The sequence below is a fragment of the Wolbachia endosymbiont of Tribolium confusum genome (genome assembly GCF_020405475.1).
Lineage (GTDB): Bacteria > Pseudomonadota > Alphaproteobacteria > Rickettsiales > Anaplasmataceae > Wolbachia.
Genome location: NZ_JAIZNT010000002.1, coordinates 121,407 through 145,343, shown reverse-complemented (window position 1 = coordinate 145,343; position 23,937 = coordinate 121,407). Strand labels below are relative to the sequence as shown.

The 23,937-nt window shown below is 34.5% G+C and carries 28 protein-coding genes, 5 tRNA genes and 2 pseudogenes; 15 read left to right on the top strand and 20 right to left on the bottom strand.

The genetic code is table 11. From position 1 onward, the window contains the following. Window positions 1-55: 55 nt before the first annotated feature. Window positions 56-214: a type II toxin-antitoxin system RelE family toxin gene (locus LEM02_RS02455; protein WP_019236727.1), complete on the top strand. Its 159-nt coding sequence runs from the start codon at window positions 56-58 to the stop codon at window positions 212-214. A 294-nt stretch (window positions 215-508) separates the two neighbouring features. Here LEM02_RS02455 and LEM02_RS02450 read toward each other — a convergent pair whose 3' ends face one another. Together LEM02_RS02450 and LEM02_RS02445 are read right to left on the bottom strand one after the other, a co-directional pair. Then, window positions 509-784: a type II toxin-antitoxin system RelE family toxin gene (locus tag LEM02_RS02450; protein WP_064085396.1), complete on the bottom strand. Its 276-nt coding sequence runs from the start codon at window positions 782-784 to the stop codon at window positions 509-511. After that, complete coding sequence (locus LEM02_RS02445; RefSeq protein ID WP_226079582.1) at window positions 775-990, bottom strand: hypothetical protein; 216 nt, start codon at window positions 988-990, stop codon at window positions 775-777. Before LEM02_RS02445 ends, LEM02_RS02450 begins: the two co-directional genes overlap by 10 nt. Window positions 991-1,137: 147 nt before the next feature. Here LEM02_RS02445 and LEM02_RS02440 point away from each other — a divergent pair, with 147 nt between their 5' ends. Beyond that, a complete protein-coding gene (locus LEM02_RS02440; RefSeq protein ID WP_226079581.1) occupies window positions 1,138-1,365 on the top strand; it encodes a hypothetical protein in 228 nt (75 codons plus the stop codon). A gap of 423 nt (window positions 1,366-1,788) precedes the next feature. Here the strand turns inward: LEM02_RS02440 and LEM02_RS02435 are convergent. The 5 genes and pseudogenes from LEM02_RS02435 to LEM02_RS02415 form a co-directional block, all read right to left on the bottom strand. After that, window positions 1,789-1,875: transfer RNA gene (locus LEM02_RS02435), tRNA-Ser, on the bottom strand. Between the two features lie 31 nt (window positions 1,876-1,906). Then, complete coding sequence (locus tag LEM02_RS02430; RefSeq protein ID WP_226079580.1) at window positions 1,907-2,704, bottom strand: DUF2163 domain-containing protein; 798 nt, start codon at window positions 2,702-2,704, stop codon at window positions 1,907-1,909. A gap of 37 nt (window positions 2,705-2,741) precedes the next feature. Beyond that, a pseudogene (locus LEM02_RS02425) lies at window positions 2,742-3,020 on the bottom strand (type II toxin-antitoxin system RelE/ParE family toxin). Continuing rightward, complete coding sequence (locus LEM02_RS02420; protein ID WP_226079579.1) at window positions 3,017-3,241, bottom strand: ParD-like family protein; 225 nt, start codon at window positions 3,239-3,241, stop codon at window positions 3,017-3,019. Before LEM02_RS02420 ends, LEM02_RS02425 begins: the two are co-directional and overlap by 4 nt. A gap of 119 nt (window positions 3,242-3,360) precedes the next feature. After that, window positions 3,361-5,400: a WD0745 family porin gene (locus LEM02_RS02415; RefSeq protein WP_226079578.1), complete on the bottom strand. Its 2,040-nt coding sequence runs from the start codon at window positions 5,398-5,400 to the stop codon at window positions 3,361-3,363. Between the two features lie 331 nt (window positions 5,401-5,731). Between LEM02_RS02415 and LEM02_RS02410 the strand changes: the two genes are divergently transcribed. Beyond that, window positions 5,732-7,045 (top strand): lipase family protein, encoded by a 1,314-nt coding sequence (locus LEM02_RS02410; RefSeq protein ID WP_226079577.1) that lies wholly within the window; start codon window positions 5,732-5,734, stop codon window positions 7,043-7,045. A 29-nt stretch (window positions 7,046-7,074) separates the two neighbouring features. Here the strand turns inward: LEM02_RS02410 and LEM02_RS02405 are convergent, their stop codons facing one another. From LEM02_RS02405 to LEM02_RS02385, 5 genes are all read right to left on the bottom strand, one after another. After that, window positions 7,075-7,902: a 3'-5' exonuclease gene (locus tag LEM02_RS02405; RefSeq protein ID WP_226079576.1), complete on the bottom strand. Its 828-nt coding sequence runs from the start codon at window positions 7,900-7,902 to the stop codon at window positions 7,075-7,077. Then, window positions 7,895-8,779 (bottom strand): GTPase Era, encoded by an 885-nt coding sequence (era, locus tag LEM02_RS02400; RefSeq protein ID WP_226079575.1) that lies wholly within the window; start codon window positions 8,777-8,779, stop codon window positions 7,895-7,897. Before era ends, LEM02_RS02405 begins: the two co-directional genes overlap by 8 nt. 41 nt (window positions 8,780-8,820) lie before the next feature. Beyond that, window positions 8,821-9,282: a hypothetical protein gene (locus LEM02_RS02395; RefSeq protein WP_226079574.1), complete on the bottom strand. Its 462-nt coding sequence runs from the start codon at window positions 9,280-9,282 to the stop codon at window positions 8,821-8,823. Between the two features lie 217 nt (window positions 9,283-9,499). Further along, window positions 9,500-9,844, bottom strand: coding sequence for a hypothetical protein (locus LEM02_RS02390; protein WP_226079573.1), 345 nt, complete (start codon window positions 9,842-9,844; stop codon window positions 9,500-9,502). A gap of 99 nt (window positions 9,845-9,943) precedes the next feature. Then, window positions 9,944-10,016: transfer RNA gene (locus tag LEM02_RS02385), tRNA-Gly, on the bottom strand. Window positions 10,017-10,167: 151 nt separating this feature from the next. Between LEM02_RS02385 and LEM02_RS02380 the strand changes: the two genes are divergently transcribed. From LEM02_RS02380 to LEM02_RS02365, 4 genes are all read left to right on the top strand, one after another. Further along, window positions 10,168-10,788, top strand: a complete 621-nt coding sequence (locus tag LEM02_RS02380) for a ribonuclease D (protein WP_226079572.1) — start codon at window positions 10,168-10,170, stop codon at window positions 10,786-10,788. 79 nt (window positions 10,789-10,867) lie between these two features. Beyond that, complete coding sequence (trxA, locus tag LEM02_RS02375; protein ID WP_226079571.1) at window positions 10,868-11,194, top strand: thioredoxin; 327 nt, start codon at window positions 10,868-10,870, stop codon at window positions 11,192-11,194. A 39-nt stretch (window positions 11,195-11,233) separates the two neighbouring features. Beyond that, a tRNA-Ile gene (locus LEM02_RS02370) sits at window positions 11,234-11,310 on the top strand. A gap of 516 nt (window positions 11,311-11,826) precedes the next feature. Then, window positions 11,827-12,081 carry a hypothetical protein gene (locus tag LEM02_RS02365; RefSeq protein WP_226079570.1) on the top strand — a complete coding sequence of 85 codons (255 nt, stop codon included), beginning with the start codon at window positions 11,827-11,829 and terminating at the stop codon, window positions 12,079-12,081. A 507-nt stretch (window positions 12,082-12,588) separates the two neighbouring features. Here the strand turns inward: LEM02_RS02365 and LEM02_RS02360 are convergent. After that, entirely contained in the window at window positions 12,589-12,810 is a 222-nt protein-coding gene (locus LEM02_RS02360; protein ID WP_226079569.1) for a hypothetical protein, read from the bottom strand. A 98-nt stretch (window positions 12,811-12,908) separates the two neighbouring features. Here LEM02_RS02360 and LEM02_RS02355 point away from each other — a divergent pair, with 98 nt between their 5' ends. The 7 genes and pseudogenes from LEM02_RS02355 to LEM02_RS02325 all read left to right on the top strand — a co-directional run bounded on the left by LEM02_RS02355 (window position 12,909) and on the right by LEM02_RS02325 (window position 16,989). Beyond that, window positions 12,909-13,568, top strand: a complete 660-nt coding sequence (locus LEM02_RS02355) for a CADD family putative folate metabolism protein (RefSeq protein ID WP_226079568.1) — start codon at window positions 12,909-12,911, stop codon at window positions 13,566-13,568. Window positions 13,569-13,590: 22 nt separating this feature from the next. Further along, complete coding sequence (locus tag LEM02_RS02350) at window positions 13,591-13,977, top strand: dihydroneopterin aldolase (protein ID WP_226079567.1); 387 nt, start codon at window positions 13,591-13,593, stop codon at window positions 13,975-13,977. Further along, window positions 13,974-15,225 (top strand): annotated as a pseudogene (gene folP / locus LEM02_RS02345) (dihydropteroate synthase). Before LEM02_RS02350 ends, folP begins: the two are co-directional and overlap by 4 nt. After that, window positions 15,222-15,701 carry a dihydrofolate reductase gene (locus LEM02_RS02340; RefSeq protein ID WP_052264777.1) on the top strand — a complete coding sequence of 160 codons (480 nt, stop codon included), beginning with the start codon at window positions 15,222-15,224 and terminating at the stop codon, window positions 15,699-15,701. The pseudogene folP and the gene LEM02_RS02340 overlap by 4 nt, the downstream one beginning before the upstream one ends. A 323-nt stretch (window positions 15,702-16,024) precedes the next feature. Beyond that, the gene (cutA, locus tag LEM02_RS02335; protein WP_226079566.1) at window positions 16,025-16,360 is read left to right on the top strand and encodes a divalent-cation tolerance protein CutA; all 336 of its coding nucleotides are present in this window, start codon (window positions 16,025-16,027) and stop codon (window positions 16,358-16,360) included. Next, window positions 16,351-16,422 (top strand) — tRNA-Gln (locus LEM02_RS02330). Before cutA ends, LEM02_RS02330 begins: the two co-directional genes overlap by 10 nt. 138 nt (window positions 16,423-16,560) lie before the next feature. Beyond that, window positions 16,561-16,989, top strand: a complete 429-nt coding sequence (locus LEM02_RS02325; protein WP_226079565.1) for a hypothetical protein — start codon at window positions 16,561-16,563, stop codon at window positions 16,987-16,989. On the opposite strand, the gene LEM02_RS02320 is transcribed toward LEM02_RS02325, so the two are convergent. Together LEM02_RS02320 and dapE are read right to left on the bottom strand one after the other, a co-directional pair. Further along, window positions 16,986-17,276: a hypothetical protein gene (locus tag LEM02_RS02320; RefSeq protein ID WP_226079564.1), complete on the bottom strand. Its 291-nt coding sequence runs from the start codon at window positions 17,274-17,276 to the stop codon at window positions 16,986-16,988. The genes LEM02_RS02325 and LEM02_RS02320 overlap by 4 nt on opposite strands. Window positions 17,277-17,709: 433 nt before the next feature. Then, complete coding sequence (gene dapE / locus LEM02_RS02315) at window positions 17,710-18,906, bottom strand: succinyl-diaminopimelate desuccinylase (protein ID WP_226079563.1); 1,197 nt, start codon at window positions 18,904-18,906, stop codon at window positions 17,710-17,712. 42 nt (window positions 18,907-18,948) lie between these two features. On the opposite strand from dapE, the gene LEM02_RS02310 reads away from it, so the two are divergent. Further along, window positions 18,949-20,214, top strand: coding sequence for an iron-containing alcohol dehydrogenase (locus tag LEM02_RS02310; protein WP_226079562.1), 1,266 nt, complete (start codon window positions 18,949-18,951; stop codon window positions 20,212-20,214). 511 nt (window positions 20,215-20,725) lie between these two features. Here LEM02_RS02310 and LEM02_RS02305 read toward each other — a convergent pair. From LEM02_RS02305 to rpsF, 5 genes are all read right to left on the bottom strand, one after another. Continuing rightward, a tRNA-Met gene (locus tag LEM02_RS02305) sits at window positions 20,726-20,797 on the bottom strand. Next, entirely contained in the window at window positions 20,797-22,089 is a 1,293-nt protein-coding gene (gene purB / locus LEM02_RS02300; protein WP_226079561.1) for an adenylosuccinate lyase, read from the bottom strand. Before purB ends, LEM02_RS02305 begins: the two co-directional genes overlap by 1 nt. Window positions 22,090-22,323: 234 nt before the next feature. Then, window positions 22,324-22,878, bottom strand: coding sequence for a 50S ribosomal protein L9 (rplI, locus tag LEM02_RS02295; RefSeq protein WP_226079560.1), 555 nt, complete (start codon window positions 22,876-22,878; stop codon window positions 22,324-22,326). 3 nt (window positions 22,879-22,881) lie between these two features. After that, window positions 22,882-23,160: a 30S ribosomal protein S18 gene (gene rpsR, locus LEM02_RS02290; RefSeq protein ID WP_226079559.1), complete on the bottom strand. Its 279-nt coding sequence runs from the start codon at window positions 23,158-23,160 to the stop codon at window positions 22,882-22,884. Next, on the bottom strand, window positions 23,160-23,933 hold the full coding sequence (gene rpsF, locus LEM02_RS02285; protein ID WP_369409594.1) for a 30S ribosomal protein S6: 774 nt from the start codon (window positions 23,931-23,933) through the stop codon (window positions 23,160-23,162). Before rpsF ends, rpsR begins: the two co-directional genes overlap by 1 nt. Window positions 23,934-23,937: the final 4 nt, after the last annotated feature.

Sequence of the window (23,937 nt, the reverse complement as noted above, 5' to 3'; positions counted from 1 at the left end):
ATAATCTTACCACTATAGGTGGGACTAAAGCGCGATAAGATTAAATTCCTGAAAAATGTTGGTAAGAAGAGCTTTTCCAAAAACAATAAAGTTAAGAGTTGAAGAGATAGTAAAAGAGCGACTTACAGTTAATCCAATTGATTTTGGTGAATCGTTTTGTTACAAACTCAAAGGATACAGAAGACTGAGAACTGGCGATTATCGTATCATGTAAATGCTGCAAAGTATGAAGTGTTTCAATAAAACACAGAAAAGACATTTACGAGTCTGAGGCTCCATACTAATATCCTTCCAGTATTAACTTACTGTAACCTTTCCGGTTGAGCCACTGCGATTCTTTGAAACGGTTATCTCTAATCCGTTATTAGCATCGATTTTATAGTCTGTAGAGTAGTAAAATTATAGGGGTATAGTCAAAAAATGAGTTATTTTTGAGCTGAGCAAAGCCACCTAAGGTGAAGAATGGATCAGGAAGAAGGGCTGTATAATGTATATTTAATGTTTATATTTATTTTTTATAAATATCACATCTATGTCCTATCTCTGTGATAGTCACTATTTGTTCTAATTGATTTACTCTATAAATTATACGGTATTCACCAACTCTTAGTCTTCTATGTCCTTTTAGGTTGTGATGTAATGGTTCACCGAGGTTTATTGGGTCAACTGTAAGACGTTCTTTTATAGCCTTTTGGATTCTTAGCCTTATTGTTTTTTGAAGGTTTGGTAAATCTCTTTCAACAACACTTTTGAGAGACTTAACTTTATAATGCTCTAATCCCACTTAATATCTTCAAAATCGACTGTTTCTGCACCTTCAACATCACGCTCATCAGAAATTTTAGACACTAAAAAGTCTTCAATTTCAAGCTTGATTGCTTCTTTAAGTAGTTTTTCTGCTAATGCTTGAGCAGGTTGCTTAGTAAGTTCAGATAATTCAGCAAGATGCTGTAAAGTTTCTTTACTGAAAGCTAAATTAGCGTTTGCCATAAGTTTTACCAAGTTCTACTATTGCACAATTATACAACATTTCCATGAAATTTTCAATAAAGAAAGCGAAATAGTTATACTAAGATTAACATTATATTAATACTGATATAATAATATTATGTTAGTTTTTTAATTAAGAAGAATATTATGTCAAAAAATACACAAAACTACCATACTTATCCTTTTACGAGTGAAAGTAAGATGCAAGAATCTACACAAAAATTATTTTCTTGGGTAGACGAGCAAAAAGCACGTGACCATAATCTTTGCCACAGAAAATGTGAAGAGATACATGATTGGTATAATCCTGCCGGGCGATCTATATGCAAGGCAAGATGTAATAATATATATGATCTAAGTTCTAGAACCATTTGATCCACAAAAGACAATAATGGAATCATCTTTGGATGAATAAGATTACATGTCTATTTAATAAAAAAGTGTGAGGCTTTTTTGTCTTCCGAAATTTTCAATAAAGAATTATATTGACAGATTATGGTAGGTCGGGTATGTAGGGGCATTGGCTTTTGCTGATGCTCGTGAGAAATGACACAGACTAAGTATAGTATTGCAAGATATTGTTAGGAATAGGGAAGGTATGCTGGCTACTGGATTGTATTTCTATGATAACAACTACTCTTCGTCATCAAAAATCAAGAAGGCTCTGCAACTTGATAACTCTATTCTTTTATTGACGTAGATGACTCTGAAAAATTGCGGAGCTGAAGTGCTAATGCTATATGGTTATTACGTTCAAGAACAAAACGGAAAATCCTATGTTATACTAGAAATAATGTGCGGAAAAGGGGGGATTCGAACCCCCGACATATTTTCATATGTGCACGCTTTCCAAGCGTGTGCTTTAGACCGCTCAGCCACCTTTCCATACTTATTCATAATATTAAAAATTATGCTGCTAAACAACTGGTATATATGGTTCGCCACGGAAATTCACAGTATTGTTAAACTTGTTTTTGCACGTTAAAAACGCTTTATCACAACCTGCAATTATTGAATATTTATCCCCAGCAGAAATTTGATATGGAGGAGAAGCAAATAATGTAACTACTTTATTTTTGTACTCTTTAACTACAACTTCAAATGTTGCTGAACTAAAGAATTTTACCACTCCGTGCTTATAATATCCATCACTTTCGATTAAATTAGTGTCTTCAAATCTTCTTTCATCTATCACTTTAGTAATTGTGCTCATTCTACTAAACTTTTTAGCATCAGCTTTACATCTATCATCGCAAAATTGTGCCCTGCATACAGGAGAATATAGCTCTGTTATGCTTCTCTCAAGCTTTGTCGTAATACCTCTAATTTCAGCGATAAACCTCCCACTATTTAATGTTACTTTACCAAAAGTTCCTGCATGCAAATTCATAATTCCCTGACTCAAATCTTTATAATTCACAAGAAATATTTCAATATTTGCAAAGTCATACCTTCCTGATAAAACATCTTTTTCTTTAATATCGGCACTATTTAATATTCCTTCAATTTCTAGATTATCAGTTCTCAAATCGCTATTTAATATTATGCTACTAGCTGTAAACCCACTTGAAGATTTATAGAGTATATTATTGACATTTAAATCTTCGTCATAGTCGGTAAATCCCATTACTTTCCCACCTACAAGTGTTAATTTCCAGCAAGTAGCGATGGTAAGTAATTCTCCAGCTAAATGGTTTTTTAATTTGGTTTGCATAGTTGCCTCTTATAAATAATGGCATACCTGCATTTAGCTACACTTGTTTTTTCAAATCTCTATAAAAATTTTCGTGTGGAGCAAATGCAAGAAGTGTTAATATGTTATTTTGTTCGTTGTGAATATAGGCTAATAATGTCAGTTGATTAAAAATAGAGAATTTATACACGCGAACACCTGCAAGATCGCCTTACTTTAGCTCTCCAATATATGGGTTACCTTGAATTTGTTTGATGGCTTCTTCAAGTTTGGGTAGTTGATTATTGTGCAGCTTCTTCATTGACCGCTTAAAAGTGTTGGTGAGAAGAATCTTCAAAATTTTGTGGACTTATACTCCTCAACATTACCTGACTTGATATCCTCAATGCCTGAAAGGATTTCTTTGATGATGTTATAGCTGAGCTCAGGGTTATCTTCAACAATCTGACCAATCTTAGCCCAATGCTCGATTTGTTGCGGTACAGAACGATTTTGCAATATGGAATGAGACTGCACTATTTTCTCGAACTCCCCATCAAGATTTACTGTTATACTCATTAGATTATTACTTCCTAGTTTTAGCTATTATATCATATATTGGAAATTTTTTCAACATTTTGAAAGTGCATAGTGAAAACACACACCACATTCAAGCTGTGGTGTGTATTGTTAAATAACTAGAAAGAAAACTTCACACCAGTGAGTAGAAGAATTCCTGTATTAGAAGGTACCTCAGCATCTTTTTGATCTTTCAGCGCACTTTTTTCATCAGTCATAAAATAATGTAAGGCTGCATAAGGAACAAATTTGCTCTTATTGCAAGAAGATAGATCATACTGAACACCAAGTGCAATATCATGAAGCATATCTTTATCATTCATTGTACTGCCAAAGTATGTCAAGCTTGTATAGATATTATCATATTGATAACCAGCACCTGCAGTCCAATACATGGTATTGTTATCATTAAATTGCTTTAAGCCATTTTTTCTAGCAATATCAGTAGTCTCTTTATATTCTTTTGAAGCAAGGTCGAGTTCCTTGATACTCTTAGGTTGACCAGATTTGCCTAAACATGCAAAAGAAGCAGCGAATTTTACACTTTGATCTTCATCAATCTTATAATCAGCGCTTGCACCCAAATTAATGCCTGCCAGATTATTGTATTCTATGAACTCATTATAAAGGTGCTTATCTTTACTCGGTTGCTTTGAAAACCCATATTCACCAACTACGGAAGTTTTAACTTTTACATTATGTTTACTAAAGTCATATTCATATGATGCACCAGCACTTATTATATGCTCGTAATCTGGTCCAACATGTCTTAACGTTTCCTTATGCTTTACCTCATCTTGCTTTTGAGCATTTTTAGAAAGAACTGAATCTATTTCTTTTACAACGGATAAACCACTATCATAGCGAGGTGAGTAGCTAAGACCAAATCTTGCACCCATATAATTTGGTGAGTAGTAAGCAGCTCTAAACGGCAATGTGGTCATAACGTCTTTGTTGTATTTTCCTGCCATACGGAAGGAGAGTTTTTCGCTCTCGCTCGAGAAGCTTTCAGTGTAAAGACGTGGTGTTACGTAAAATGGGAAGTTTGCAGCACTTCCTTCTAAGTTTACTTTTCTGAACCAATCACTATCTGCAGCTCCATCAACAGTTGCAATTCTTGTTGCATCAAGTCTCATCAGAGACTCAGGACCAAACTGATAGCCAAGTTTCAGATCACCATATTTTGAATTCAAAAACACATGTGCACTTCTACCTCTTGCAGCATTCACGCCTTGTGATGCTCCTTTACCTTCAGTAACTGGAACATGGAATTGTACATCGGCACCATAACGAAGACCAATATCCTCATTTTTATTTTCAGCTCTTAAGTGCAATATTGCATCTGAAATCATGCCCATGTTTTCACTGTAATCACCAATATTCCCTATCCCTTTAGGAAATATTGGATTTGCTCCTTTTATACTATCTGGAGTATTGTTAAAATAATCTGTAGATTTACCTGGCATAACATTATAATGGTTATAGCCACTTAGCCCATGGTTACCATAGCCTTGAGAATCAACAACGCCACCGAAAGTTATTCTTAAACCATCCCCTTGATTGGTATTGATAATATCAACCCCACCAACTGAAACAACAGGACTTGCCTTACCTTTTTCCTCTGTATTGCTGTTAACAACTTTTACATCCTTTTTTATATCTTTAGCTTCAATTTTAGCATTCTTAGTTTTAGAACCCTTAATTTTTGACTTTTCTACATTAGAATTTTTAGCGCTTAGAGCTTTCGCCTTTGAATCCTCTATAAGCTTTGCTTTTTTCTCTTTTGCTAGCCTAATTTCATCTTTTTTCTTTTGTTTTGCTACTAATTTTAACTCTTCTTTTTTCTTCTTTTGTTCAGCTGCTAATTTTAACTCCTCTTTTTTCTTCTGCTCAGCTGCTAATCTTAGTTCTTCTTTTTTCTTAAGCTCCTCGGCTTTTTTTCTTGGATCAGCATTACATATCCTGTCCATTTTTTCTTTTAGTTTCTTATTTGACGTCTTCATCACTTCCATCTTTCCAGAAGTTTTGATTGACTCGTTACTCTCTTGCTTTTTTACTTCCTTCATACTCTCGTCAGAAAAGTCAGCAGCAAAGCCACTGAAAGAACATAAAGTCAATAGAGAAGCTAGAGCAGTTCTAGTATAAATAGATTTTTTCATGAAGTGCCCCCAAAAAATTTTAAAATCATAACATAAATAGTATAAAGGTGTTGAAAATCCAACTTAAAGCAACCTTATAGCGAAAATAAAAGTAAAATGCAATACTTTAAAAGCAACTTTCTTAATACGCTCAACGTGTATATTAACCAAAATTTAGTACAGAGGTTTGCTTGTTAGTGTATTATAACTCTATACTTATTCTATGGAAGTAAAATTTACTCAAAGTAAAAGCATAAAAAGATTAAATTATTAATATAAATTGTTGACAATAATATTAATTTGTATTACAGTTGGTAGATTATTGTTTTATTTTTGACAGATTGGGGTACTTATGGATTTTAGTTTTTTACGCAATTGGTTTAGCACTACAGGTGCTGCTACAGGCTCAGAGCCAGGTAATACTGAACAGCCAGACTCTATCTCAGTAGATGATGGCAAATACGAGATGAAAGAATATGACGATGAATTTGAGATCATTGAAGATTATGAATTTATAAATCGTGCTGATCCAAATGAGCCATGTTCTTTACCTTCTGACTATAAAATAGATGAAAGTATTGTAAAAATTGCAGGATTTGATAGAGAGAAATTATTAGAAATGGGTAATTTCTGCAAGATAAGCTATGGCGATGATGATGGTAAATTAAGTAAAAAAAGATGTAACAACCTAGCTCAAAGAGCGTACAAAACTGAATTTGAAATTGTAGAAGATTTTGAAATTGTTCCATCTACTGAAAAAATGTATAAAACTAGAGCTGAACTCATCAGCGAAGGTTATGAAATTATTCCATTTGGTAATAGCTTTGAAAAAGATGCTGGTCACGTTTTTATAAAAGGCAAAGAAATAACAATAGCTTACCATGGTACTCGTCTGAGCCAGAGTTTTAATGATGGAATTACTGATATAAATGTACTTTTTGCTACTTCGGAATTTTTACCTGAAGGTGGAAGAATTCATTGTGGTTTCTATAATTCATTTATGGATTCATGGCCTAATCTGTATGGCATTTTGAAATCTCATGCTGAAAAACAGGGATCAGAAATCAAGGATTTTAAAATTAATCTCACAGGTCACAGTATGGGAGGAGCTATTGCTAAGATAGCTGCTTTATGCCTCAATAAAACAGAAGGAGCTGAAGATGTTCATGTTGCAACTTTTGGTGATCCACGAGTTTTTGATCTTACTGCTAGTGAATTTTATAATGATGTTCTTCAAGAAAAAACCATTAGAGTAACTCAACATAGACAAGACCCAGTACCAGCGGTATCACCTGGTATTTGTGGTTATGCTCATGTAGGTGCACAATTAAGAATATCAGTACCAGAAGGATATTTTGTTCATCAAATGGATGGTTATCATGAAGCCATTAAAATAATGGATGAGAATGACTTCCGGTCAAACAATAATGTTTCTCTCTTTTACTACCCTTCGAGAATATTAAGTCGAATTAACTGTGCAGTTCTAGGTAATGCTCAATATTGTGCTGCTAATTTAGGTGATTATATTCTTGGTAGGCAAAATTTTTTCGAGAAAGTAAAAAAGGAATACCAAGATAAAAACTTAGAAAATTTTTCTAAGCTTGAACAAGCAGAAGTTAAGCAGATGGCATATCAAAATGTCTTTTCTACTACAAGGAGTTTATAACTACTATATGAAGCAGTTATTAGATTGCTCTATTTAAATTCAATATAAAAATTTTCACCAGAAGTTATTTTCCATTCTTCTTTAAATTTCTTTAGGTGTTCTTTTTTTTCGCATTCCAAAAGCAGTTCTTCTATGCTCTTATTATAGCTTTCTGTAGTAATTCTTCCTTGATAATGCATGAATCTCAAGTAAATTAAATAAGTGTTAATCACATCTGTTTCACAATAATCGCGAATCTCTTGTATTTTGCCACTATCATATAAGTCCATAACTTGTGAACCATCAACTCCAATCTTACCGGGAAGATTAAATGCTGCGCAAACTTCGTTCATCTTCATTCTTGCAGAAGCTCCAAAATCAGAGAGAGATTCAAGCAAATCACAATGCCAATCACTACTGTACCTCTGATTGTAACTATTCCACTTATCGCCAGCTTTGTGAAAATATTCTGCTTGAATGCCATGAACCATAGCACGGTACTTCAGTACCGGTATATCAAAAGTGCGTCCATTGAACGAAACTAGTCTTGGCTTTTTCTCTGATATGTAGTTAAAAAATCCCTTTACTAGCTCTTTTTCATTGGAGTTTACTGTGCCTCCAGATCTTATTTCTTGTAGTGTGAACATTTCATAATCGCTCTGGCGTGTTATATTACAAAGTAAAAAACTAATAACTACAACAAGGTGGAAGGGCTGACGCAGAAAAGAGTTTTGCCCGTTTGTTATTTCAAGATGATATTTTGTTAATGCATCCCTTTTCTCTTCCACACTGCTATTGTTATCAATATCCAGCAAATTCTTGCAGGAATTTACATCTGGTATAGTTTCAATATCAAATACCAACAAAGAATTAAGCATTACTTATATATTCCTCAGGGCGATCAGTCCAAGGTCGCACTTTTACGAACAAAAAGAGATGAACTTTACACTCAAATAACTTTTCCAATTCTGTACGCGCCTCGATATTAATTTTTTTTATGCTACTGCCGTTTTTTCCTAGCACTATTTTCTTATGATTATCTTTCAATACAAATATGATCTGTTTTATGACTAAACTCTTATCTTTTTTTTCCTCAAATTGTTCAGTTATAACAGCTGTAGAGTATGGCAATTCTTCACGTAGGTTCAAGAATAACTTTTCTCTCGTAATTTCCGCTGATAAAAAATCAGCTGAGGAATCAGTTATTTGATCTTTTTCATAAAACCAAGGGCCTATCGGTGCAATTTCAGACAAGTAACTAGTCAGATCAGAAAGTCCATCATTCTTCAGTGCCGAGATCGTAAAAATTTTTTCAAACTTATAAAGTAAATTTAGGTGCTCATGTGCCATCTTGAGCTCTGATTTCTTTACTAAATCAGTTTTATTGATAACCAAAATGCATCTGCCTTTTGTGCGATCCAGTCGTGCAAATATCGTTTTTATTCTTTCTATATTTTTTAGGTAATTGTTTACATCAACAAGCAACAAAGTAATGTCACTATCCTTAACTGCTCCCCATGCAGATTTAACTAGAGCTTTTTCAAGCTTTGTTTCTGCTGAAAACACTCCTGGAGAGTCAGTAAAAACAATTTGCGCATTGTTGTATATTGCAACACCCCTTATCTGTGTCCTTGTTGTCTGCACTTTAGGGGTGACAATTGCAATTTTCTTGCCTACGATGCTGTTAATTAGTGTTGACTTTCCAGCATTTGGCAAACCCGCTATCGTTACAAATAAGCATTTTTCTTCTTTCACGAAGGAAATTATAAAGAAAACTAAATGCTAACGTCAATTGATTATTTTGCAGGTAGATCGCACTCTTCTTCTTTTGAAGAAAAACATTTTTCAACTATAGGTGATATGATATATTCATTCACTTTCTCAGCTATTGGTTCAATAATACAAATTGTTGCAATTACCCCTGCGATTAATGATATGGGTGCTATCAACGCACCTGCTAAAGCTGCCGATCCCATTCCAAGCATTATACTTGGAGAAATAGCAGTTGCAGCTGCGGCAAGACCGACTCCAATTGCAAAGCTTGCAGCACAAAAACAAGCACCAATAAAAAAACTTTTTTTGGAAAAATTTTTATTATAAATCATTATGCATGTAAATAAGGCTGGCAGAACAGAAGCAACAATTCCACCCATTACCAATGGTGATAGAGTTGTAAAACTGAGCGCTAAGCCTGTAAGTGCTCCTATTGTTGTAGCTATACCTAAGGTAAATAACATTCCTTTAGTATCGTTGTCCATATAACTCTCCTAAATAATAAATTTCTAAAAAACTTTTAGCTACTTTGAGTATAGCTGAACTAGTTGAATAGGGGAAGGAAATTTTTTATGTTAAAATTAAAGAGCGGGAGAAGGGGTTCGACTGCAACCTTGGCAAGCCCGCACTTTATTAACTCTTGCAAGCTACTTTTATAGATACCAACTTACTTATAAGCAGAAGAAAAAGCAAGAATCTTGCTTAAATTTCCTGCCTTTTTGAAGAAAAGTGTTCAACTGCATCAATTGCAATTAGCGACAAGGGTACTAGAGCTCCAACTATTAAAGCTCCAGCAAGGAATTCACTAGGGAAAATAGCGATTGCAACTGCAGCCGAAACAATTCCAACTGCAAAGCCAGCACCTAAAGCAAGAAGATCAGCTTCAAGGTTAGGAAGATATGCGTTAGATTTAAGATATCCTTTATGATATGCATATAGGAATTCAGAAGTAAAAATAGCAGCAGCAATTCCACACATTACCAGAGGTGATAAAGCTATAAAACCTGTTAATATTCCTATTGTTATTCCTATGCTAGTTGTATTCATATAACCCACTTAAATAATAAATTTCTAAAAAGCTTTTAGCTACTTTTAGTATAGCTAGATTAATTAGATAAGCAAAATAATTTTTTACGTTGAAAAGAGAGCGGGAGAAGGGGTTCGAACCCTCGACCTCAACCTTGGCAAGGTTGCGCTCTACCAACTGAGCCACTCCCGCAATGAAAATTTACTTATTCTTATTATAGGTGCATATCATAATTTGTAAACCCTACATACATGAAAATCATGAGAGCACGTTTTCTATGATCTTTTTGTATACTTAAAACTCATTTTTGATTATTATATGTGTCATAAAACATATTGAATTTATGAGAATATTTGTATATAAAGACGACCTGCCAGCCAGTGTAATACCGAATGATATAAAATCTATAGCTGTTGATACAGAGGCAATGGGGCTACTGCATAGTAGAGATAGATTATGCCTTGTACAACTCTCTTTTGATGATGGTAACGCTCATTTGATTCAATTCAAAAACGATTATACAGCTCCAAATTTAAGAAAAATATTAGAGGATAAAAATATAACAAAAATATTTCACTTTGCGCGGTTTGATGTAAGCATAATACATTATTACTTAAAAACTTGGGCACTGCCGTGCTATTGCACGAAAATAGCCTCACGTTTAGTTCGCACTTATACAGATAGTCATAGCTTAAAAGAATTGTGCTTAGAACTGCTTGATACCAAACTAAACAAGCAGCAGCAATCTTCTGATTGGGGAAATGAAAATTTAACAGACAAGCAAAAAAGTTATGCTGCATCTGATGTTTTATATCTTCATAGAATAAAGGAAAAGCTAGATTTAATGCTAGAACGTGAAAACAGAAAAGAGTTGGCCGAAAAGTGCTTTGAATTTCTTCCTACTCGTATTGAGCTAGACTTAATGGGTTGGGGAAATATAGATATCTTTAACCATCAGATGTAATCACCTCACTTGAATCCAGAAAAATTTAGTTGATCAGCTGTTAATTGATACGCTATATTTATAAAAATTTAGGTATTTTATGAGTGATGATATTAAAGCGGTAAGTGATCAAAATTTTGAATCTGAAGTTGCTAACCACAAAGGATTTGTGCTGGTAGATTTTTGGGCAGAATGGTGTGGACCATGCAAAAGTCTGATGCCACGTATCGAGCAATTAGCCAAGGATAGAAAAGGCAAGATCAAGATCTGCAAGTTTGACATAGATGGGGAAACTGAAGTGCCAAGTAAGTATGGAGTTCAATCTATACCTACCCTAATCATATTTCAAGATGGTAAGGAAATTGCACGTAAAATTGGCGCAATAAATGATTTACACAGTTGGATTGATAGTGAAATAAGCGAGTAGACAAATTTCCTTTTGCGTGTATTATAAGTGTTAATAAAAGGGATTGTAGCTCAGTCGGTTAGAGCAGTTCGCTCATAACGAATTGGTCGTAGGTTCGAGTCCTACCAATCCCACCACTATTAATAAAATGTATCCGTTCAGCAAAGTAGCAAGATAAGGTAGACAGGTAAGAAAACTAAATGGGTGTCATTCCAGCGTGTGATCAGATTTTCTTATTGGATCCCAGCTGTCTGATTATGAAAGAAATCTATTGTCAAAAAAAATTACTTCCGCGTATTTTCAATCTAATTATAATTGCGATTAGAGATATTTTAAGAGCTCAAAAATTTATCTTTGTCTGCAGACTTTCAATTAACTTTTCAATAAAAAACGTAGCGTATCTTTTTCAGCGGTCTGTCATATGTGCGCTGCATTTTTTTCTAATCTTTTTATACAGGAGGATTTTATGTCCAGAATTCCAGATACTTGACCTTTACTTTAGCTAATAACAGGCGCCTGTGATTTTTATAAAGAAAGTGTAGGAAAAACTGTTTCCAGGCATAAATTTGCCATGTATACCTAAAAAGTAATTATATTAGCATAATGTTCATATTTGTATGCTAATATTAATAGCATTTAAATTGAAGAGTATTATGGAACAACAAGCATCAAACAAAGATATAGGGATTAAATTTAGACAGAATCAATGTAAGCAGAAATGCTATATCCACACAAAAAAATGGACAGATCCTGACTGCCTAAACAAATGCCTTGAGAAGTACGTTTCTAAACTTTATCCACAAATTAGTGAGAAATTATTAGCTAGTGAAAACAATCTCTATGATGAAAGCGAAAAATTATTGATTATAGCAGATGGAATACACAATCAAGATCCAATGTATTTTTAATCACAATAGAAGATATTGGTGAACCAATATCTTCTTTTTTTTATGCGATTATTTCTATACTTGAAATTAAGTTTTTGTATTTGTTCAGGGAAGGAAAATAGCAGATAGTGTCATTCGAGTAGCTAACACTGGAATCCAGAAAAGTTTATAAGCAAACTGAGCAGCTAATCTTATGAGCTTGAATGAAAAACTGGATCCCAGTGTCTGAGCACTGGGATGACATTCTTTTTGGTGAATATTACTCTTATATTACAACGTTTGTAGTTGTGGACTTGACTATAGGATCAAGTCTAAAAAATCTAGATCCCAGTGTCAGCTACTAGGGTGACACCGAAGGAGCTACTTAGATGAACGAGAGTGATGTCATTCCAGTGCTTGACACTGGAATCCAGAAAAATTTATAAGCAAACTGAGCAGCTAATTTTATGAGCTTCAATAAAAAACTGGATACCAGTGTTAGCTACTCGAATGACATTACGAAAGCTGGGATGAAAAGGAAGGAAGCACTTATTTCAATATTTGCAAAGATGTTAGCTTTTTAGATATACTTTGACTTATTGAATAATTCTTTAAATTGGTAAAATACTGTTTCTTTTCCTCTATTTCTTTTTCACTATTCTTTTCAAATATCACTTCTGTTTTTATCTCTTGATTGAGCGAGCCCTTCTTTTTGAAATAATCATCTGTGAATTCTAAAAAGAGTGAAATTAGCTTAGGAATTATGTTCACTTGATGAGCACAACTCTGTAATCGGAGAAAGGTAATGAGAAATGTCTCTTGACATTTGATAAACCTAAACGTAGCCTAAGACAATTTAGTGTTTATTTATGACATTTATTCAATCACTTAATAATCAATTAGATAGTTTGCACTTATTAAAACACCCGTTTTACGAGTCATGGAATGAAGGTAGCTTAAGCCTGCAGGCTCTGCAAACCTATGCTAAGGAATATTATCACCATGTTGCTGCTTTTCCCCGTTATATCAGCGGTATACATTCCTTGTGTCCGAATTTGAAAATGCGGCAAGTTTTACTTGGTAATTTAATAGAGGAAGAGCAAGGTGATGGGAATCACCCAGAATTATGGCAGCGTTTTGCTGAAGGACTGGGAGTGGCAAGGTCTGATCTTCTTGAGGATGCACAGGTTAAGGAGACACGAGAATTAGTTGATGGTTATTTTGACATTGTAAAATCAGATTTTGCAGCAGGTCTTGGAGCTCTGTACGCTTATGAACGTCAAACTCCAGAGGTTTCTAAATCTAAAATTGAGGGTCTGAAAAAACACTATTCAATAAACGACGAACGTCCTCTCAAATTTTTTACCGTTCATATGGAGGCTGATGAGTGGCATTCTGAAGAATGTGCAAACCTTATTGCAGATTTAAGCGAAGAAGAGCAAGAGAAAGTCATGCAAGGCGCTAAAAAAGGAGCAAAACTCTTATGGGGTTTTCTTGATGGCATGATGAATGTTGATGTTTGTCATTAATTATAAGTAGATACTAAATTCAGTGGTAGCATGTAATCTTCTTATATCTGATTTACGGCTTTGGGTTCATTTGGGATGTAGTGCAGAAGAGAAGTTTTCTTCCCAATTGGTGAGTATTGATGTTGATTTCACTTTTAAATCTCCTCCTTCAGGGCTTACAACTGATCAACTTAAAGATACTATCTGCTATTTGGAAGTAGTGCAAAATATTCAATCTCTTGTTCAGGGCAAGCAATTTAATTTAATCGAGCATTTAACTCATGAGATATACAGAGCCATTAATAACATTTTGCTGCGAAAGAAGCATATTATTTCTTCTGTCAAAGTGACTACTCACAAAACTGCACCACCAGTTCCTGGTGTGCATGGGGGCGTTTTTTTTACTTACTGTAATGAATTGCAAGAATGATCTATATTTCTATTGGTTCAAATGTAGGGAATCGCCTTTCCCATTTACAAAAGGCTACTGAGTTACTAAAGAAGCGCTATTTAAAAGACTTAAAGTCTTCAATCATTCTAGAAACTACGGCTATTTTACCAAATGGTGCTCCACCTGATTGGAACAAGCCATTTCTCAACATGATTGTCTATGGAAGTTGTTCTTCTTCTCCTAAGGAGCTACTAAAAGGCTTAAAACAAATCGAATGTGAAATTGGTCGTTCACAGGCTCATGAAAAATGGGCACCTCGTGTTATTGATTTAGATATTTTGTTATGGGATGATCTAACGCTTGATACACCTGACCTTAAAATTCCTCACCCAGAATTGGTAAATAGGCCATTTTTGCTCCACTTGATGGCAATGGTTAACAAAACCTTTGCTTTCAATGTTCAAGACTGTTTTTCAAAGAGTTTTACGCTTTCACCAAAGCTTATGGGTATCGTCAATATTACCCCTGATTCATTTTCAGATGGTGGTCTTTATTATGATGCGAATCGAGCAACCAAGCAGGCATTGCAGCTGGTGTCAGATGGTGCAAGCATAGTTGATCTTGGAGCTCAATCAACAAGGCCTGGAGCTTCAATAAAGACGCCAGAGGAAGAGTATGAACGTCTAAAGCCAGTACTTGATAATCTTAGCGACTATATGAAAACTGGTGATATTAAGGTCAGCATTGATAGTTTTTGGCCGAATGTTATTTTAAACGTTTTGAAGCACTACAATATTGCCTGGGTAAATGATCAGAAGGGAGATCTGAGTAGTAATACCTTAAAAGAAGTTGCTAGCAGTGGGTGTAGTGTCGTTATTATGCATTCACTTTCGATACCACCACATAAGGACAATATTATTCCACATGATATTGACCCAATTGATATCATAAATAATTGGGCAGAGGAGAGCATTAATAGGTTACTTGACCTTGGTTTTGATGAAAACAATAATTATTGATCCTGGTATTGGTTTTGGCAAATCTATGTATCAGAATATTCAGATTTTACGCAGTATAGAAACTTTACAAAATTTTGGCTGCAAGGTTTTAGTTGGCCATTCCAGAAAATCATTTATTTCTTCTTTTTCCATAGAACCTGCCTCTAATAGAGATTTAGAAACGGTTGCTATCTCAGCTATACTACAAAATAAGGTTGATTTCCTTAGAGTGCATAATGTGCGTGATCATATGCGATTTTTTGTAGCCCAAGCTGTCTTAGAGGGATGAAGATTATTGGAATTATGGCTGTTGACCCTAATGGGGTAATTGGAATAAATAATGATTTGCCCTGGCGTTATCCAAGTGAATTCAAACATTTTTGTCAAGTAACCGACAAGCAAGTTATTGTGATGGGAAGAAAGACATTTGAAACCGTGCCTCAGAGCATACTAAAGAATCGTACACCTATTGTTTTCTCCCGTAACAAGTGTTTTAATAGAGGCCCAAAATGTACTGTTGTCTCTTCCATGCAAGAATTTCTGTCAATTCAAAGTAGTTCTCAAGTCTTTGTGATTGGTGGGGCACAAATAGCACACCTTTTTTTAGAGCATAACCTAATCTCAGAATTTATTATAACTGAAATTCACAAGCCCTATAAGGGTGATACATACCTCAATTTAGCATTTTTTGATGGATGGAATAAAACTATTCTCGTCAGAACAGAAGACTATACTATATTCAATTGTATCCGTTCGGCAGAGTAGTAAAATTATTAGCATAAAAGTAATCAACGTTTCTAATGAAAGCTGGATTCCAGTGTCAGCTACTTGGATAACATTCCACTCCAGCACTTGATGCTGGAATCCAGAAATTTTTTGAGCACGAAAGTTTATGCTAAGTTTTTGTTGGTAAAAAAGGCTGGATAGCTACTTGGATGACAGGAGGAGAACTACTGGGATGATAAGGGGAGAGCTACTAAATGACATCTTCAATTTCTGTGTGTCAAGCACTGAAGAGGTCTTTCCTATTTTCTCTTGATGAATAAATCTAAGTAGAGTATAGTAAAAATGCATTTATGTAGCGATTAATGAGCAATTTAGTTTTAGTCTATATAACTTTTTCAAACTTGAAAGAGGCTAAGGCTATTTCTGAAGAATTGTTAAACGAGAAGTTAATTGTGTGTGTAAATATATTTCCTGAGGTAAATTCTCTGTATCTATGGGAAGGTAAAATTAATAGTAATTGTGAAGTGGTGACAATTATGAAGAGTAGGAATGATCAGGCTGATAAGATTGTAGAAAAAATCGAGGCAATGCATTCTTATGATCAACCAGCTGTTGTGGTAATACCCATAGGAAAAGCGAATAAATCTTTTACTAATTGGGTTAATAATGTTATTGATATAAACAATATTGGGGTGTAGCCAAGTGGTAAGGCAGCGGTTTTTGATACCGCCACGCGAAGGTTCGAATCCTTCCACCCCAGCTTTATTAAAGTGTGCGTGAAATGATATCACTTTTTTATAAATTAAGGTTATTTAATTATATACTGGGCAGCTTGAAAGATATAGTTGTCAAGCTATTTCTTTTCACTCTGTATCTTTATACATCGAGCATTATGCTCATGTTTCTCACCAATGGCTTTTGGTATACTGTAGAATTTAGCTCTTTCAAAAACGCATTTTACCATTTGTATCAATATTTAAAATGGTATTATGAAAATAGAGATGATTTGGGTTATGGAGTTTCTATTAGAATATTAGTAGCGTTTCTTACTCCGCATTTTCTCTACAAATTATTTTCTGGCACAGGCTGGAAGTCTTTTTTCAAGGAGAAGATAGTTCAGATACTCAGCACAAGAAGAAAAATGAATAATAAACCAAATGGCAGTAGTTATGGTTATAGTAATAAGAACAATTACGGTAACAGTAATCTTCAAGATGTAGAATGGAAAGTGAATATGATAAAGCAGCTATTAATCCAAGATATAGATGAAGCTATAGAAAAAAGATTAAATGATATTTTTCTTGGTGAGAGGGGTAAACCTCATTAAAAGGGCTTTATCTTTTTTAAAATTGGCTGTATTTTATTTTTTATGTATAACGGATCACAGTCAGCCAGTATACATGTTTCAACAAAATCTTGACTAAAGTCTGATAGCCAGGAAATTGCTTTACGTTTCTCTACCAAGCTTTCTGTTTTTTTACAGTTACTTGCTGCATCAATCATTGCTTGTCCTATCACTGATTGCCACAGCATACAGTACCGTTGTATATCATCTAAAGTACTATTTCTTTCGTAATGGTGAAAAAATTCTTTAAAATTGAAGTTATTTGACATGATGTACCTCTTTAAGTTGAAAATTAGGATTTAAAGTAGTGCGAACGTTGTCTGCTGCAATGAGTAGCCTTTATGACAGTCAGACCGGGTTTTATGTGAGCTATAAATGTTTAAGAAATTATATCTGTTCAGATCTATGTGAAACCAGTGCTTCTTTTCTTGTTATCCGAGCTGGGATCCAGGTTGACAAAAGCGCTTTACAACGTTTTGTGTACAAAAGCCAGTGTTGCATGACACTATTTGTTCTTATATCCTTTTTATCTATCTTATTTTGTCACTCTGCTGAACAGATAATTTTCGCCAATAAGCTTTCTACTGAATTTTTGTTATTGAGCTCGCACAGATCAAAGACAAGTTTTGAGTGAAAAATACCCCTAATGTCATCATAAAGGGCTGGCAAAATGTGTCAAGTAGGTTTTCTTTTCTATAGACCTCAAGCCAATAATGGACCATCAGGCGTATTACCAATTACATTGATCTGGTTTAATATTTTATTAGTGGGGTAAAAATAATTTTTTATAAACTCCTTATATATAGCTGTTAATTTATGTATATCGTCTATTGATACGCATTCATTTACCTGATGTGCGGTTTTGTTGATCATACCAAATTCAATTACTGGACAAATATCCTTAATAAACGCAGCATCAGATGTGCCACCATTTGTACTCAGCACAGCATCAATACCGGTCATTTTATTTATTGCATCAAGCATAATATCAGTATTTCTATCAGGAGTAGAGAGAAAAACGTTCCTGCTGCTTTGCATAGAAAGTTTATAATCGTTAGTCACATTGGTGCATATTGCATCAATCATCTTATATAAAACGTCTGGTGTTTGTGTATTGTTATATCGAACATTAAAACCTGCTGCTATTGAACTAGGTATTAGATTATTAGTATTATTTCCAACGTCGATAGTAGTAATTTCGCAATGTGAAGGCTGAAAGTATTTATTACCAGTATCAAAAGTGGTATCTTTTATTCTACTTAATATCGATATCATTTTATATATTGGATTATCTGCTAGATCTGGGTAGGCAACGTGCCCTTGTTTTCCATAGCAAATTAATTCAAATGTTACAGAACCTCTTCTACCTATTTTTATGGTATCGCCTAATTTCTCACTACTCGTTGGTTCTCCAACTATACAAAAATCTATCTTTTTTTGCTTGCTTTTCATCCATTCCAAAACGGCCTTTGTTCCATGTTCTTCCGTGCTTTCTTCAGCGCTGGTAATCAATGCACTGATTGAACCGCTGAATCGAAACTTACCTGCAACTGAATCTACGATAGCAGCAATAAATGCAGCTACTCCGCCTTTCATATCAGCTGCACCACTTCCATATAACATTCCCTCTCTCACTTCTGGCTTAAATGGATCAGATATCCAATCTTTTAACTCACCTGGTGGTACAACATCAACATGTCCAGCAAAACACAAATTTGGTACTCCATTTATGTATTTCGCATAAAGATTTTTAACTTTATCACCAAACTCTAAAATCTCACATTCAAAACCACTTTTCTTGAGAATGGCTGCTATATGCTCTATTGCCCCATCGTCTTTTGGTGTTATACTTTTAAAAGAAATTAATTTCTTAGTTAGTTCTACAGGGTCAATCTTCATATCAATCTTGAAATACTAACATTACCGTATTGTAAACATTCTATGCGATATTTAAAACAAATATTACAGCACACAGAACAAGTTCTTATTAGGGAAGTTGCTGATAATATCTATGAAATATGTAGACAATACGGAAATGACATTTTTCTGATTGCAGATGAAAATACAGCAAAACTTTTAAACAAAAACATACTTAATAAAGTTTCTCATTTAATTATTCCAGCCACACCTGTCATTCCAGAGTGTGATGCTGGGATCTATACATCTTTTTCCTGGATTCCAGTATCAAGTACTGGAATGACACCAGACGGAGCTGCTTCTCTCAAAACTGTAAACCTAGTTAGAAGTAAAGCAAAAGGTAGCGATCTAATAGTCGCATTTGGCAGTGGTACTGTTAATGATATCTGTAAGTATGCAAGCTATTTAGAAGGCAAAGACTACATATCCTTTCCAACAGCTGCTTCCATGAATGGATATAGCTCTGCAAACGCTTCAATATTAGTTGATGGATATAAAAAATCGTTCGGAGCACATCTTCCAAAGGCAATATACATTGATACCGATATAATTGCCAACGCACCACCACGCCTCACATTAAGTGGATTTGCAGATTTCATCTGCCGTTCAACAGTACAAGCCGATTGGCTATTATCTCATCTATTACTTGGCACAGAATATAATGAACTCCCCTTTAAACTTGTTCGCGATCTGGAGGAAATTTTGCTCAGAGAACACTTGGCACTTGCTAAAAAAGATAAAAGAGTAGTTTTATTACTTATGGAAGCCTTATTGATTTCAGGACTTGGAATGGTGATGTCAAAAGGCAGTTACTCTGCAAGCCAAGGAGAACATATGATAGCTCATGCAATGGAGATGGTAACAAAAGACTATTCCTCCTCGTTACATGGGGAAAAAATTGCTGTGACAACGATTACCATGGCTAACTTGCAAGAGGAGATATTGTCAATACAAAACCCAATTACCAAACCGATCACTTTAGATGTAAAACATATAACTCAGTGCTTTGGTAATACCGAATTTATAAAAATTCTAAAGCAGAAGCAAATGATGCAGCAAAAAATCCAAGAGATTATTCGCAAAGAATGGAGTAATATTTCTAGTTTAATTAAGCAAAATTTACTATCTGCAAAACACCTGCAGAAAGTATTTGAAGATCTATCAATTCCATACTTACCGGAGCATCTTAATTGGAACAAAGAGCAATACTGCAAGGTAGTCAATCTTGCGTTTGCAACAAGGGATAGGTTTACCTTTCTTGACCTGGCTAATTGCATAGAAGAAAGTTAAGTGTATCTGTTCAGCAGAGTAGCAAAATAAGATAGACAAAAACACAGTAACAAATGGTGTCATCCCAGTGCTTGACACTGAGATCCAGGAAAAAAAGAGCATAGACTCAGTGGATAGTAGGGGTGAAGATAAAAATTGTCAGCTGAGTTGATGAGCATAAAAGTAATGCTAAAAAAACATCTTTGACGAGATCGTGTAAAAGCTGGATCCCAGTGTCAAGCACTGGGATGACACCATTGTATTATATAAAAATATCCAAGGTTAAGCATTAGATGGAGAAGAAAAAAACTTTGAATAATACCACTTTTACTTCAATATTTGCACATTAACCGCACTTCTGAACAGATACAAAAAGTTAGGTTTTGTAGTGAAATTCTGTCATCTGAAAGAGACCAAAGGTCAAGTTTTTATAACTTCATACTCATCATTACCTAGCACAACTGAATTTGAATGAGCTGACATACTGTTTTGCCAAGTGCGCTGCTCTTGCCGAACCATAGTTTAGCTTGAGTGGCTGAGGAGGGATTTGAACCCCCGACCAAGAGATTATGATCCTCCTGCTCTACCACTGAGCTACTCAGCCTAATTAAAAACCTTGCTATATATGTAATCTATATGTTTCATATAATACTTCAAATCAAACAAAGACTCAAGTTTTTCAGAGTCAATAATTCCATGCAAGGATTTATCTTGTTTCAATTCGAACAGAAAATCACTGTTACCTTGCTTTACTTTCATTGCATTATTCTGAACAATTTTATATGCCTCTTCCCTAGTTAAGCCACTACTCACCAACTCAAGCAATACACGTTGTGAGAAAATTAAACCCTTTGAAGAGTTTAAGTTCTTTTCAATGTTTTCCTTATTGATCGCCAATTTACCTATCAAATCTGTTAATCGCACTAAAGCAAAATCCATTGTTATACAAGCATCAGGAGCAATGCATCTTTCTACAGATGAATGCGATATATCTCGTTCGTGCCATAATGCAACATTTTCTAACGCAGGAAACACATAGCTGCGTATTAAGCGTGAGAGCCCAGTCAAATTCTCACTTAAAATAGGATTACACTTATGCGGCATAGCAGAACTTCCCTTCTGCCCAGTGGAAAAATATTCAGAGATTTCGCCGACTTCAGTTCTTTGCAAATGACGAATCTCAATTGCAATATTTTCTATTGAGCTTGCAATTACTCCCAAAATTGAAAAGAACATGGCATGTCTATCACGAGGGATGACTTGAGACGATATGGTTTCAGGTATGAGTCCCATTTCTTTCGCTACATACTCTTCAACAAATGGATTAATATTTGCAAAATTACCTACTGCACCTGATATTTTACAAATTGAGATCTCTTTTTGCGCGCTAATTAATCTCTGATAATTGCGTTTAAATTCAGCATAAAATCTAGCAAATTTTAATCCAAGAGTTATTGGTTCTGCATGCATTCCATGACTGCGCCCAACACAAACAATATCTTTATAGTCCTCAGCTTTTTTTTTCAATACTATAAGTAAATTTTTTAGATTCTCGAGTAAAATATCACATGACTCTTTCAACTGCACCGCAAAGCATGTATCCAAAACATCAGAACTTGTCATTCCATAATGAAGATAACGAACATCAACTCCCGCTTTTTCAGCAATATATGTCAAAAAAGCTATAACATCATGTTTTACAATGGATTCAATTTCGTTAATACGCTCAATATCAAATTCAATAGAACCAGAGAGCTTTTCAGCAACATCATTTGGAATGACTTTTAATTTTGCTTGAGCTTCACATGCTAATTTTTCTATTTTGAGCCATATATTTAACTTATTTTTTTCTTCCCAAATGGAAGACATTTCTTTGCGGCTATAGCGGGGAATCATTTTTGATTTATTCTAATAATGGTGTCATTCCAGTGCGTGACACTGGAATCCAGATAAAAGTATTTGCAAATTATTCAATGGACAACGGACTCTAGAAGCATAAAATAATGTCCATGATGAAATAAACTGGATCTCAGTGTCACGCACTGGGATGACATGAGGAGAGCACTGGGATGACACCAGCTTAGACATGGAAGACATTTCTTTACGACTATAACAAGGGATCATCTTTGATCAGCTATCATCACCATCAGTAGCTTCTTTATTCGTATCTTGCTCTGCCTCTTGTTGCTCAGATTTCTGATTTTGCAACTTTACTTGCCTTAATTCATGTGCATCTTTCTCAGATCTGACAACGTATATAGTAATTGGCACTATCACTTTACTATGTAATTCTATATTCACTTGATACTCGCCCAAATTTTTGATACTTATTCCACCAAAAGATAAACTATGATGACTTATCTCATATCCTTCTTGTAATAAAACTTTTGCAATTTCACGTGTGGTTACAGAGCCAAAAATCTTTCCATCCTCTGAAGCCTGCTTTATTAATATTATAAATTTGTCATGCAATGACGATGCAAACACTTTTGCTGCATTTAATTTTTTGATATTTTCTTCTTCCAATAATAAACGCTGTCCCTCTAACTTTATTAAATTTTCCTTAGTAGCTTTCATCGCCTTTTTTTGTGGAAAAAGAAAATTACGTGCATAACCTGGTTTAACTTTGACAACTTCACCAAGCTTACCTAAAGTTCTTATATTTTCCTTTAAAATTATTAACATAAACTACCTAATCTTTTTAGTACAGTAAGGAACAAGAGCTAAAAAGCGTGCTCTAATAATCGCTAAGCGTAACTTCCTTTGTTTTTTTGCACACACACCTGTTAATCTTCTAGGTAATATTCTACCATAGTCAGAGGTAAATTTGGATAGTAAATCTATATTCTTATAATCTATGTCTTCATCTTTAGACGCAGCAAGAGGACAGACTTTAGAACGCTTAAAGCCAGTCCTATTATTTACAGATACGTAAGAATTATTGAAACTATTTCTTCTTTTTGTCATTATGCAGTTTGCTCCTCAATTTGTTTATTCATCATGTAAGATTTATCTTTAAAAAACTTATTAACCCGCACAGGAAAGTGGCGAATAATACCTTCATTCAGTTTTACCCTACGCTCAAATTCATCCATAATGCTTGAAGTAGAACTTATACACATCATACAGTAATGACCACTTTTCATCTTATTTATTGGGTATGCAAAATCCAATAGACCCCAATATTCATATTTTATCAATCCTGAAGCTTCAATATTTTTCAAAAGCACTTCCAGCGTTTTACTCAATTGACTTGAGTCTACTATTTTAAAACTTTTTAAAACCTCTTGAAGGGGCTTTATTAGATGTTGTGAAATATTTTCCTTAAAAGCATTTACTACATTATAGATAAATGCACTTTTAGTGTTAGCTCCTGGAAGGTCCATAAAATTTTGTTTTATTCCCGTATCACTTAGTTCATTTTTCAATTCTTTATCGATTCTTGACTTTATTTCTTTTAAATTTGAAAAATCTTCTTCCAATTCAACCCATAAAATTTTTGTCAGAGTTTCCAAAAAACCAGAGTAAACAATCAGACTTTTTTTAATGCTTTCAGTACTTGCCTCTAGCTCTTGTTTTGTAACTGTGCTATGTTCTCTTTCTATGAGACCTTTAACTTCCTGAGAAATAACATCTGCTTTAATATTTTTCAACAAAATAGCCAATTCTTGGACCATTTCTTCTACTTCTTGCTGCAATAAGTTCGGTTGTGCTATAAAAGTAAATTCATAGAGATTCACTATA